This is a genomic window from Danxiaibacter flavus, from assembly GCF_041060425.1.
Lineage (GTDB): Bacteria > Bacteroidota > Bacteroidia > Chitinophagales > Chitinophagaceae > Danxiaibacter > Danxiaibacter flavus.
In genome coordinates this window covers 14,442-27,674 of the sequence record NZ_JAULBC010000011.1, presented here as the reverse complement: position 1 = coordinate 27,674, position 13,233 = coordinate 14,442, and the positions used below count along the sequence as shown (strand labels likewise).

The 13,233-nt window shown below is 41.3% G+C and carries 11 protein-coding genes; 4 read left to right on the top strand and 7 right to left on the bottom strand.

The annotated features are described in order from the left end of the window. Positions 1-342 precede the first annotated feature (342 nt). Positions 343-1,128, bottom strand: a complete 786-nt coding sequence (locus QTN47_RS25365) for an AraC family transcriptional regulator (protein WP_369332254.1) — start codon at positions 1,126-1,128, stop codon at positions 343-345. Positions 1,129-1,283: 155 nt separating this feature from the next. Between QTN47_RS25365 and QTN47_RS25360 the strand changes: the two genes are divergently transcribed. The 4 genes from QTN47_RS25360 to QTN47_RS25345 all read left to right on the top strand — a co-directional run bounded on the left by QTN47_RS25360 (position 1,284) and on the right by QTN47_RS25345 (position 6,596). Beyond that, on the top strand, positions 1,284-2,624 hold the full coding sequence (locus QTN47_RS25360; protein ID WP_369332253.1) for a TolC family protein: 1,341 nt from the start codon (positions 1,284-1,286) through the stop codon (positions 2,622-2,624). Then, positions 2,621-3,685, top strand: a complete 1,065-nt coding sequence (locus QTN47_RS25355; protein ID WP_369332252.1) for an HlyD family secretion protein — start codon at positions 2,621-2,623, stop codon at positions 3,683-3,685. Before QTN47_RS25360 ends, QTN47_RS25355 begins: the two co-directional genes overlap by 4 nt. After that, the gene (locus QTN47_RS25350) at positions 3,678-5,267 is read left to right on the top strand and encodes an efflux MFS transporter permease (RefSeq protein ID WP_369332251.1); all 1,590 of its coding nucleotides are present in this window, start codon (positions 3,678-3,680) and stop codon (positions 5,265-5,267) included. The genes QTN47_RS25355 and QTN47_RS25350 overlap by 8 nt, the downstream gene beginning before the upstream one ends. Positions 5,268-5,372: 105 nt before the next feature. Then, a complete protein-coding gene (locus QTN47_RS25345) occupies positions 5,373-6,596 on the top strand; it encodes a trans-sulfuration enzyme family protein (protein ID WP_369332250.1) in 1,224 nt (407 codons plus the stop codon). Positions 6,597-6,757: 161 nt separating this feature from the next. On the opposite strand, the gene QTN47_RS25340 is transcribed toward QTN47_RS25345, so the two are convergent. From QTN47_RS25340 to QTN47_RS25315, 6 genes are all read right to left on the bottom strand, one after another. Beyond that, positions 6,758-7,726: an STING domain-containing protein gene (locus QTN47_RS25340; protein ID WP_369332249.1), complete on the bottom strand. Its 969-nt coding sequence runs from the start codon at positions 7,724-7,726 to the stop codon at positions 6,758-6,760. A 53-nt stretch (positions 7,727-7,779) separates the two neighbouring features. Next, complete coding sequence (locus tag QTN47_RS25335) at positions 7,780-8,259, bottom strand: hypothetical protein (RefSeq protein ID WP_369332248.1); 480 nt, start codon at positions 8,257-8,259, stop codon at positions 7,780-7,782. Between the two features lie 104 nt (positions 8,260-8,363). Beyond that, complete coding sequence (locus tag QTN47_RS25330; RefSeq protein WP_369332247.1) at positions 8,364-9,683, bottom strand: serine hydrolase domain-containing protein; 1,320 nt, start codon at positions 9,681-9,683, stop codon at positions 8,364-8,366. Between the two features lie 64 nt (positions 9,684-9,747). Continuing rightward, positions 9,748-10,200, bottom strand: a complete 453-nt coding sequence (locus QTN47_RS25325; protein WP_369332246.1) for a nuclear transport factor 2 family protein — start codon at positions 10,198-10,200, stop codon at positions 9,748-9,750. Positions 10,201-10,240: 40 nt separating this feature from the next. Next, positions 10,241-11,926 (bottom strand): tetratricopeptide repeat protein, encoded by a 1,686-nt coding sequence (locus QTN47_RS25320; RefSeq protein ID WP_369332245.1) that lies wholly within the window; start codon positions 11,924-11,926, stop codon positions 10,241-10,243. A gap of 814 nt (positions 11,927-12,740) precedes the next feature. After that, entirely contained in the window at positions 12,741-13,124 is a 384-nt protein-coding gene (locus tag QTN47_RS25315; protein WP_369332244.1) for a VOC family protein, read from the bottom strand. Positions 13,125-13,233: the final 109 nt, after the last annotated feature.

Genomic DNA, 13,233 nt, shown 5'->3' with positions numbered 1-13,233 from the left:
GAAAATGCTGTTTCACGCGGCGAACGCAAAGAGGCGGCGACGCAACGGACATGTCAACTAATAAATAAAAATGTTTCACTGAGAATTGAAAATTGACAGTTGACAATTGAAAATGGGTTTCACGCGGCGAACGCAAAAGATGCAGCGACGCAACGGACATGTTAACTGTTTCTTGCAATAAATATGAGAATTGAAAATTGACAGTTGACAATTGAAAATGCTGTTTCACGCGGCGAACGCAAAGAGGCGGCGACGCAATCAACAACCTCTGTGCTCTCTGTGTCTTCTCCTGCTGTTTCTCTGTGTAACCATAATTCATGCTAAGAAGACAATCCTCACCAACTATCGTTTTCTAAAATCCGTTGGCCTGGCATGCGTAAACTCAAAGAAAGCATTACTAAACGATCCAGGGTTCTTATAGCCGGTATCATAAGAAATTTCTTCGATGGATTTATTGGTTTTGATGATCATTTCTATCGCCTTGATCATGCGAAGCGTTTTCAAATATTGAAGAAATGAGATCTTTAACTTAGTTTGAAAAAACCGGGATAACGAACGTTCACTCATGTTAAATTTCTTGCTGACGCTCGCTAAAGAAAGCGTTTCTGATTTGTGCCTGTCGAGGTAACGAGTGATCTTATTCATCATCTCATCATCCGTAACCGGAAGCACAATAGGCAATGCCTCATTGTTTAATTCGGGAAGCAGTTTCTTCAGTGCAATGAGAAATTCAAAATTATTGTCCTGTGTAGTAACATGTCTCCCATCCCATCTTTCTGTATAATTGATCATTTGAATCAGCAATTCACTCGCCGGATAAATACCCAACTGCCTGTAAAATGGGGATTCGTTATCATTATGTGTATAGAAATACAATGAACGAAGAACAGTTGCAAACAACCCGATCCGCAACGTATGTTCAAGTCCGGCAGGGATCCAGAAATAATGCCTGGCGGGCACTACATATGTCCTCTCTTCTGCAGTTATATAGGCTATTCCTCCTTCCACATAACTCAATTGCCCCTTGCTGTGCACGTGTGATGGGATGAGCTTTTCCGACTTTTCATGCATCACAAAAACCGATGCCGGCTTTTTATTTATGTCCGGTAAAGATGCGATAAGGCTCATACTTTGCTTGTTGTAACTTACAATTCAATGATACTTTCCTTCAAAAGCGAAGATATTAAAGATTGGCTGGTTTAAATAAATAATTGTCTATTTAGGTAAAATTACTTTTATGCATCCTTGATAATTTTGTGGCGTAAAACAAGTACAGAATATACATGCAACCTTTCAGAAGGGCACTATTGATTACATTGCTGGCTGCAAGTAAAGGCACCGCGATCAATGCCCAGGTAACTACGAATGACACCCTCCGCTTAACGCTCACGGATGCCTGGCACAGAGCGGATACAGCAAGCAGAACAATCAGGATCAGGCGACACAACACAATGATCGCCTCGAGCGAAGTAAAAGATCTGAAGATGGAACGCTTTCCGGAAGTTGGTATTGCCGGAAGCTTAGAGAAAGCAACCAATATACCTGTATATGACAAAGGCCTGCTGAAGCCTCCATCTCAACACGAAGTGATTCACACGCTTTACAGGTTAGGTACAGATTTTAATCTCAATATTTATAACGGTAATAAATTGAATCTTTCTATTGCCTCTGCCGGCGTTGAGAAAGATATTGCAGATATACAGGAAGATGAGAGCATCTCTACTGCTTACAAAGATGTTGCTGCGTTATATCTTGAGTTGCAGAAAAGTTTTGAATATCGCAAACTCGTTCAGGATGCCATTGCTGAGCGAAAAGAACAACTCAGGGAAATAAATGATTTTTTTACGCATGGTATCAAATTGAAGAATGATGTACTGCGTGTTGAGCTGGAAGTTTCACGGCAGGAACAACTGTTACTGGAGATCAACAATGATATCACACTGCTTTCGCAAAGGATGAATATCCTGATCGGTTTGCCGGACGATTACCCGCTAAAACCTGCATCGGACAATCTTTATGAAATGCCTTCCATACCGGTGTACGAAGATTGCCTTGCACAGGCTGCGCAACATGCTTTCCCGCTGCTTATTTCGGCAAAAGAAACAACGTTGAGCGAACTCAATCTGAAGAAAGTAAAAGCAAACACCAGCGTCAGATTAAATATGTACGGCGAATTTTACTACGCCAATCCGCAGATCTTTCTATATCCCTACAATCCTTATTGGTACTCGCTGGGCATTGCAGGTGTAAAGGCAAGTCTTCCGCTCTCTGCATTTTATCACAACATCAACAAGGTCAGCAAGGCCAAAATAGAGCTGGAAAAGGAAGAAGAAAAACACAGAGATACGGAGGACCGTTTGCGCACAGATGTGAAGGAAGGTTACCTGCGTTATAAAGAAGCTGTACAGCGTTTGGATGTAACAGAAGTGAATGTTGCGCGGGCTGAAGAAAACGCACGGATTGTCCGCAACAGTTATTTCAGCCAAACCGTGCTTATTACCGAATTGCTTGATGCAGAACTGCAACTGTTGCAGGCAAAATTTGATAAAGTAGCAGCGGCAGTGACAGCTAAAAACAAATATTATCAACTGGAAAACAGCATGGGCATATTAACAGAGCTATGAAAAAGAAGTACACCATAACAGACAAAACAATCACCATTATTACAGGATGGATAGCGGTGTTTACCGTGATAGCGCTGGCCGCGTGGGGCGTGTGGACATTGCATGAATATTATGTAAATGAACAGACAAATGATGCACAGGTGCAGCAGTATGTAAACCCGGTTATTTCCCGTGCCGGCGGTTTTATCGTCGCCGTGAAATATGAAGAGAACCAGGACGTGAAAAAAGGTGATACACTTTTATTAATTGACAACCGGGAATATGTTACGCAGGCTGATCAAACCATTGCTGCCATACAAAAAACCGAGGCCCAGCTTGCTGCGCTTGAAAGCAACATACATACACTGGACAAATCGGCAACCGCAGCACGTTATGCATCTGCTGCAGACAAATCAAAGCTTTGGCAGAAAGAGCTTGATTACAACCGTTATTCAAAACTGTACCAGGCTAATTCGGCTACGCAGCAACAGCTGGAACATGAAAAGGCAGGACTTGAAGTTTCAAAAGCCGATTATGATGCAAGTGAAAGTAACTTCCAGGCATCCTCTTCGAGAGTGCAGGACGCTGTTATGGAAAAAGCCGTACTGGCTGCGGAAATCAAACGGCTTAAATCGCTCCTGGCAAGGCAGGAATTGGATGTAAGCTATACTGTTATCCGCGCACCATATAATGGCCGCATTGGACGGAGAACAGTGGAAAAAGGGCAAATGATAGATGCCGGGCAGGTGCTGGCCTATATTGTGAATGAAGAAACAGATAAATGGGTTGTTGCAAATTATAAAGAAACACAGGTGGCAAACATGCACCTGGGCGACACAGCTTTCTTTACCGCGGATGCCTTTCCAGGTAAAACATTTAGCGGAACAATCATTTCTTTTTCTCCCGCAACAGGATCCAGTTTTTCATTGTTGCCTCCGGACAATTCAACCGGCAACTACGTAAAGATCGTTCAGCGTATTCCTGTGCGTATAAAGGTTGATGGTCCGAATGGAGAGCTGGCTTTACTCAGAGCAGGCATGAATGTGAATGTATCCATCCCCAAAAAAGATCACCGTGAGTAGTTCATTTCCGATTTTTAAAAGCTGGGTGCCTGACTGGCTTGTTAAAATTGTACTGTTTAGTACTATTCTTCCAAGCATGGTGCTTTTCTTTCTGCCACTGGCTAACATAAATGCGGCCGCGGGTCATTATGGCGGAGAGCCTGCCGATATTCAATTTGCGGTGGCACTCTTCTATGCAGGTTATGCAGGCTTTTACGCCCTGGAACGGCGGTTCTTCAGCTACCTGGCTACAAAGGAATACTTTGTCATTTTTACCGTGTTGCAGATCTTGCTGTCAACAGCCTGTTATTTTACCAGCCAGCTCTATGTGTTTTTTCCACTACGGTTTATACAAGGTATGCTGTTCGCCAGCACAGTGAATCTTTCCCTGGCGTTGATGTTTACAAGATTGAAGAGTGAGCGCGCACGCGAGGTAAGTTTTTCTGTATTTTTTTGCATGTTGCTGCTGGCAATGCCGTTCAATAACCTCATAACGGCTGATGTTATCGACTCGTTCAACTTTAATATCGTTTATAAATGCACGGTATTTTCTTACCTGCCCGGGCTTTTGCTGGTACTTACAGCAATGAACAATATCCGTTTAAATGTGCGCTTCCCATTATACAAACTGGATTGGCAAAGCTTCGTGTTGCTGAGCCTGTTGCTGGTGGCTTTTGGTTATTGCATGATTTACGGACAGGAGTATTACTGGCTTACCGACCGGCGGATTTTATCTGTTTGTATTGCCTGCGCATTTATGCTCCTTGTTTTTATCCTTCGTCAGCGCAGCATGAAACGTCCTTATACAGACCTGCGTGTATTCAGTAGCCGCAACTTCAAGGTAGGCTTGTTGTTGTTGCTGATACTGTATATATGCCGTTTTGCATCGGGCATTACCAACAACTTTTTTACAATTGCATTGAAGTTTGACCCGATGCACGTTTCATACATTAATACATTCAATATAGCCGGGCTTATAGCAGGCGTAATTCTTTCATGTTGTTTAATCCTGCAGAAAAAGAAGATCAGGCTGATCTGGTTGCCGGGCTTTGCATTGTTGTTTGTATTTCATTTTATTATGCTTTTTCTTTTCAACCCTGAAGCTAACCCTGACGTATTTTTTCTGCCACTTTTTTTACAGGGCCTTGGCGTTGGAATGTTGCTCGTTCCGATTATTGTGTTTAGCATATCGTCTGTATCGGTAGTGCTTGGCTCGTCAGCATCAGCCTTCCTGCTGATCATGCGGTATGTCGGCTTCTGCCTGAGTATAGCGCTGATCAATTATTACGAATTGTATGGCAGGAGTAAACATTACAATACTTTCCAGGAGAATCTTACATCAGCAGACATTCCAGTCAAAAAGCAACTGGCAATGGGCGCCGGACGTTTAGCGGCGCGTGGTTTGCTAAAGACAGAAGCATACACCGGAACACCAAAGCTGATGATCAATGCAATTAATACACAAACGCATCTCCATTTTGCGATGGACTATTACGAACGTATGTGCTGGTTGCTATTGACGACAATACTATTGATCGCGCTATTTCCTTACCTGAACAGGACGATGGTCAACTTGAGATCAAAACAATTATCTCCGGCGTAATATGCTATCGTAAGGAACAAAAGACGAACTTCATAGCCCGCATAACGGACACGGGTTTATGCAAAAACAATACGGGCATTTTCAAAACGAGCAACTACTATAGCTATGGAAAAATATTCTTCGCCAGATTCAATGCAATCTTTTGCTTTACACGGAGACGGACACAGTCATCCCGAATATGCACACCTGATGCCTATTTTTGCGACTTCCACATTTACTTTCGAAAGTGCAGAACAGGGCACGGCGCGGTTTTCAGGAGAAGAACCGGGGTTTGTCTACTCGCGCTTTGGCAACCCAACATTAAGCGCCGCAGAAGAGATGCTGGCCGGGATGGAAGGATTTGGCCTGTCTGATGAAAAAGGAAAACCACTTCAGTTACATGCCCGTTTACATGCTAGCGGACAAGGCGCATTGGCTACACTACTGTTGTCTGTGCTTCGCCCCGGAGACACGGTTCTCTCCCACTCATCAGTTTATGGCGGCACGTTTGAAATGATTTTTCAGTTTTTACCCAACTTCGGCATTAATGCTATAGCTACGGATTTTGATGATGCAGATAAGCTGAAACAACTTATTGCAACGACAAAGAATGTTAAGCTCATCCATCTTGAAACGCCGGCCAATCCTTTGCTTTCATGTATTGACCTGGAAGTTGTTTGTGCCATTGCTGCGGAACATGGAATTAAAGTGAGCGTGGACAATACTTTCGCCACTCCTTATCTGCAGCAACCGTTCCGGTTTGGGGCTGATTTTGTTTTTCATTCAACCACAAAATTCCTGAATGGGCATGGAAACGCCATTGGTGGTGTGCTGATTGGTAAAGATGCAAACTGGATGAAACAACAGGCTTACCAGGCTTATAAGTTGTTAGGGGCTTGCCCCAGCGCATTTGATGCTTTCCTGGTGATGAACGGCGCAAAAACACTGCCTTTGCGAATGGAAAAGCACTGCGAAAATGCGGAAAAGGTAGCCGCTTTTTTAGCGGATCATCCCAAAGTGGAGAAAGTACATTACAATGGCCTTTCTTCTCATCCGGGCTACGCCATCACGCAGAAGCAAATGCGCCGCCCCGGCGCTGTGCTTTCATTTGAACTGGATGGAGGCATGACTGCGGCGATTAATTTTATCAACCGGCTGCAACTGTGTACACGGGCAGTTTCTCTGGGAACGGTGGATACGCTTCTATCCCACCCTGCTTCTATGTCTCATAGTGGTGTGAGCAAAGCCGATCGGGAGAAGGCTGGAATTACAGATGGGCTTATCCGGATGAGTGTGGGACTTGAATGTGTGGAAGATATTATAAATGATTTGCAACAAGCACTGGGTTAGTTTTGAACCACGGAGGCAGCGCGACAGGGAGAAACACGAAGAGTTTAACCACGGCACGAAGAAATAAAGGAAAGCGCTAAGGCGCATAAGTTTGAAAAGCTTTCTCTGTGTAGCTCCGTGTCTTCTCGGTGCCCTCCGTGTAACTAATTGTTAATGGCATTCTATAGCGGGACGATTGCAACTTCTTCTATTCTGTCAATTAAATGTTGCTTCCGGCTGTTTATCTTTTCAATTACTTTTTGCTTTTCATTCTTATTCTTTTCACCGATATTGTCGCCAATGAGTTTCAGAACTCTATATTCATCTTCATTAATGATGTTCCGGATTAATTGATCAATGGTAATCATGTTGATCAATTCTTTATAAGGTTGCTTTTTCATTCCTGCCGACAATGAGGAAATTATATATTCCAAGGCTTCTTTAAAGATGGGTGCAAAATTCCGGCAATCATTCACAACCTTTTGAAACTGCGTTTTGGATTTTTTGTCCAGGTCGTCAAATGCATCATTATGATTTACATTGCAACAGCTTTCCTGATACAATTTCATGGCGCGCATTGTTGTGGGTGGCGTGTCAATCAATAACAGAGACTTCCTTCCCCCTTTATTTATCTCCAACCCTTTCATTACTTTCTTCCTGATGGGAAAAACAGTGTTTTTTGATGGTGTAATAATTACATCTTCAAAAATATTAGAGATCAATTCCGCAAGCCTGTAATCCGCGTATAAGTCTCTTGGGACGATGATCAGCATTCTAATTTGCTCCGTTGAATACTCCAGTTGTAAATCAACTTCACTAACTTCCTTTTTTTCTGATGCAGCAGTCTTTAATCTTTTTGATCCCAATTGAATATTTGCATCCTCTTCAATAATTAATTCCGACAATTCATAAATAAAATTATAGAAGTATCCCCAGGCAAAGCCTTCAATTCTGGCCTTGTTCCTGGTAGCTTTTCTACTTATAAAAAGTGTAAGAACAGAAATAACTACAATTGCAGAAAGATAGACAAGTTGCTCCGTTCGTGTTTTGGCATCGTCGCTCAGCTTAAAAAATACAGCGAAGTAAGGTATAGCAGCCACCAGGATCGTGTTTATTGCTGCGATCAATACAACTTTGTCAGCGTATTTCATGCTTATGATTTAGGTACTTATTGTAAGTTATTTTCTATCTTCTGCGAATAACATTATTGTGCCGACCAAACAGTCTGTCCATTCGTTTCAAAAACCACAATCCTTGCTTTTGTAAAAAATGAGTTCCTGAATTTTTCTGTGTTTGAAAAGTCCTTCAATTCAGCCGTCAGCTTATCCAACAATTGTTGCCGATCCAGGCCTACATAATATGTTTCCTGCAATTTGAAATACATGTTTCTCGGCCTATATTCAATGCGGGTCACCGAACGGTTTTTGCCTTCATCATATGTATTTACTCCTGCTAAAACTATTGTGTAGTCATTCGCTGATTCAAAAAGCTCAAACTTAAATTTAATAATCGATTTCTTTGGCTTGTTCGAATTACAAATGTCAAGCAGCCAATCCTGCAACGTTTTAAATTTTGAAACCAAATTTGGTGGTGGTGGCTTAATATCGTCCTCAATATCTTTAAACTGCAAGTATTGTATCCGGATTTTTCCCGGGCTATTTTCTGATTGCTGTTCAGGGGACATAAAAGAAGGAATTGATGATGAAGTTAAAATTACGATTATTATAACATGATGTATGTCTTCTAAAATCGGGCAAAATATTGCTATCCTACACAGACACTAATAAACTATTGTTTTGTGAAAACTATGGTTTGCGGCCCCTGTTTCATTACCATTTGGCTTGCTGATGGAATAAACTCCAGTGTAACTTCTGTTTTTACATGAAGAAATTTATTCTTGTCCGTGGCTTCCATAGTATAAATCCTTTGCCCGCGCGGTTGAGCCAATAAAAAATTATTCTTACTTGAAATATCAATGATTAAAGGGCTGGTTTGGCTTTTATAGGTACCCAAATATTGCTGCAGCTCACCGGCCGTAACGGCATATCGGTCAATTTTAGGCAGATTGACTGGCTTATTAAAAATGATTGAGAGCATTGAGTTATTCACCGTTTCTAAATTGTAATTTTCTGCATTGGAAAGCAGCACATAAATTGTTTCATCCTGTGGAAAATAATAGAAATACGAATTGAAACCATCAATTGCTCCGTCATGCGTGTAAGCATTTTTTTCAAGAATATTTTTTTCAAAAAGACCCAACCCAAACCCATCTGATTGCGCTTCCATTTTATCAAGCATTTCCCTGGATATAATTTTACTATGAAATATTGCATCCAACACTTTAGCCAAATCTTCGCCAGAAGATAAAATGGCACCAGCGCCCATGGGAATGGAGAGATCTGTTTCTGTAAAAACGTTCCACCCCGCCTCGAAATAATAAGAAAGGGTTTTGTTTTTTGGGTCGATCAGCTTGTCACCAAATTGAAAATGTTTCAGATGAAATGGTTTGATGATCTTATCATTTAAAATTTCACCATACGATTGATGATAAATATCTTCAAGAATAAAGGATAGCAGTACATAATTAGAGTTGCTGTAGGCTGCTTTGCTGCCGGGAGGAAAATCATTTCCGCCTTTGGCAATACTGTCAACCAAATCGTGCCTGTTTTTCGGCTGAGCGTTCCAGCTTAGAAAGTTGCCACCCGTAAAATTATGAATACCGCTATGGTGATTGAGCAATTGATTTATTGTAATTTGATCCGCATGTTCAATTGAAGGAAAGAAAGTCGCTATTTTATCCGAAAAATTAATTTTTCCTTCCTCTATGGCTTTTAGTATCAGAGTGGCTGTAATTGTCTTGGAAATAGAACCAATCCGGTACATAGTTTGGTCGTCAGACTTCGCTCCCGATTCAATGTTAGAAAACCCCAGGCCGTTGGAGTAGACTTTTTTACCATGCTGGTACACCAATACGGTTCCCATAAATCTGTCATTAGCTTTCATTAGCTTAACATACTCATTCAATTTTCCGTTATCCAGGGCTTGCGAAAAGCATTCTGCAACAAATAAAACAGCTACTAACGACAGAAATATTTTATTACAGCGCATGGTTATGATTTATATTTATACAAGGTAAAAATTATTGACACTTGTTTGCCGAAAATTCCATCAATCAATGCAAACTAATAACTTTGGCAATGGTCCATTTGTCGTTGTTATTCCGCCATATAATAACAAACTTGCTGGCATGGGGAGTATCATTTTTTTCCTGGTTATTATGAAACATATGTTGCCCCAGCTCTACGGCTCCGTAACCAGGTATTGGAGAAACTTCAATGCTGCCTTTCACTAACTCCCTGGTCACCTTGCCACAAATATATTTTTGGGTAGAGGCTAAGATTTTCTTCCTGGAAGTTTCCAGACCGCTCTTGTCATGAAAAAATTCAATGCTGTCAGAATAGAATTGTTCCTGCGTTGCCAGGTCGCAGTTATTATAGGCGTGAAAGAAAGTGCTGTCTAATTTTACTACTGTTTCATATAGGCCTGGAGATGTTGACTGAGCGTACATCTTTGAACAGGAAAATAAAATAAGAAGCAGAAGCAGTGTTTTTTTTAGGTTCATCATGCAAAAGAGTTTTTTGATATTTAAAATTTGAAAAAATGCTCTAATCCTTCTTAAAAAAAGATCGTGCAATACCAATTTCAGGCCTGTTAGAATTCGCAGTATCGGCAATCGTCAGCAACTGTTTGAAGTTGGAAACCGCTTTTTGCTTATCACCAAGTTTTTCTGCAGCGATGCCTGCACTGTAAAGACTATTAAACCGATTGGGACTTTTTACCAGGACTGCTTCATATGCAGCCAATGCGTTTTTATATTGTTTTGCTTCCATCAGCATATCCCCCTGCAATTCTCTTGCCGGCAACACTTCGCCCGGCGTTACCGGATGTTTTTCAATACTGTCTTCCATGGCTGCTGCAAGTTGCATTTGATTCAGCGCATTTTCTTGATTGCCCCGCTCAAATTGCAGCCAGGCCTCTCCTGCTTTTATTTGTATGGCAACTTCTTTTTCTTTGTAGCTGTCCTTTAGCTTATTTAGTGTATCCTTAAGCTGATTAAGCTTCGCTAACTCAGTGTCTGCTACATTAAAATCGCCGGTATGTGCTGCGCCCAACAACCTGGCAAAATGAACAATAGCTTCCTGCCACGGAAATACACTCCATGAGAAGTTTGCCTGCGGAAGCTGCAATGCTGCAGCTCCTTTCCAGTCTTTATTCTCCAACACATAACGTGCAGGAATAGCGGCAAAGGCATAGGCAATTTTAAAATTGACAGGATAAACAGACTTAATGCTGCTTACATATTTCACCTGTTCCTGTGCAAGTTTGTTATTGCCTTTTTGCAGGTAAGCATATACAACATAATCCAAACCATGCAGTTCTTCATCCCAATGCCCGGAAATACCGGCCTGCTTCGCATAACATTGTGCAGCAGCCACGGATTGAAGGTTTGAATGAATGTCTTCATCCCAAAAACCCAGCCTCGTAAAGATGTGTGACGGCATGTGCAAAGCATGCGCAGATGAAGGCGCGACCTGCGCATATCTTCTCGCGGCAGGTAAAGCAACCGATGCAAGTCCCGGGTAATCATATGTATGAATAATGTAGTGAATAATACCGGGATGCTCGAATTCTTTTGGGTAAAGTGCATTCAATATATCGCCCGCTTTTTTCTGATTCGCGTACGTTTTATCGGTGGGACTTGCCGATGCATCTAAAGCAAGCGCGTAGAAAATGGCGGCCTCATTATCATCGGGATATTTTCTATGCAATTGTTCCATGGCCTTTTCAAAGTCAACGCATCGTGTTTGATGATCTTTTTTATCCCAATCTTTATAAAATAACCCTATAGCATTTATGTAACCACTTTCCCTGTCGCTTTTTGCTCGTATGCTGTTGGCAATGGCTATTGCTTTGGCCCCTTTTTGAAGTTCTGCTTCCGTCGGCGGATTCCATAGCGGATGGAAGTTACTCATAGCCACACCCCAGTAAGCCATTGCACAATCCGGCGATTGATCAATCACTTTGGCAAAAACTTTTTCTGCCTCATCGTATTCGAAAGAGTGTAACAATTCAATAGCCAGGTTAAAATCTTTCTTTGTTGACGCATTGCAAGTCATGTCAAAATCAACCGTACCGAATTGCCCGTCAGATTGACCGCAGGAAATAACATTGCCCCTTTTTAAATTGAGCTGGCTGATAGTTTCTTTGGTTGGCGAGGAATGATTGCCTTTGCATGAAAGCAGTATAAATGATAATAAAAAGAAGCGTAATATCTTTTGTAAATCTTCCATTTGTCAAAAGATTATACATAAAGTTAGGAACTAATGCAGAAAGCTTAATGCCAAACCCGGAGTTCAGCTCATATAAGTAAAGTGTCGGCCGCTCCAACGTTTCCTGGTAAACAACTGATAAAGCTTAAAGCCCCAAGCTGACCGAAGCGAGTTTTTTTAAACCATATAAGGCATATAAGAAAATATAAGACCTTTTCTCAGGATAATAATAACACTTAAACGACACTGCATTTTCTTAACCAGCTCGAACCTTCACCATTGACCGTTCACTATTCACTAGCTGTATAGAAGTAAGGTGTCGGCTTCGCCGACGTTTCTTTGTAAACAACTGGCAAAGCGTAAAGCGTAAAGCTTAAAGCCCAAAGCTGACCGAAGCGAAGTTTTTTAAACCATATTAGGCATATAAGAGCACATAAGAATTTTGCCTGCGATAATAATCGCACCTAAATGACTTTACATTTACTTAGCCAGCTCGGACCTTCACCATTGACCATTCACTATTCACTAGTTGTATAGAAGTAAGGTGTTGGCCTGCGCCAACGTTTCTTTGTAAACAACTGGCAAAGCGTAAAGCGTAAAGCTTAAAGCCCAAAGCCTAAAGCTGACCGAAGCGAAGTTTTTTAAACCATATAAGGCATATAAGAGCACATAAGAATTTTGCCTGCGATAATAATTGCACTTAAATGACTTTACATTTACTTAGCCAGCTCGAACCTTCACCATTGACCATTCACTATTCACTGGTCGTATAAAAGTATATAACCTGTTTGTACTTTGTAATGCTTCTGCTATTTTCTAATAGACCAACTCTGTTCTACTCACTGTCGCCTGGCTCCCAGAGTTCAATCTTATTGCCTTCAAGGTCAACTATATGGACAAACTTTCCATATTCAAAAGTTTCGATATTGTCCAGAATAGTTACTCCTTCATTTTTAAGTTGCGCTACAAGTGCTTCCAAATTCTCCACTCTATAGTTGATCATAAAGTCCTTTGTGGAAGGCTCGAAATATTTTGATGTTTCTGCAAATGGGCTCCATTGAGTAGATCCTTTTTTTGTTGAGTCATCACTTTCGCGCCACTCAAAATTTGCTCCATATTCATTTGTTTCAAGACCCAGATGTGTCTTGTACCATTCTCTCACTTTACTGGCGTCTTTGCATTTAAAAAAGATGCCGCCAATTCCGGTTACTTTTTTCATTTGCAGTTAATTGTTTTGTTTAACGATTATTGTTTTGAAAGAAAAATTACTGATATGCTGTTTCACCCGGAGAATTGATAGTGAATTTATTAATTAATGTTGATGATTT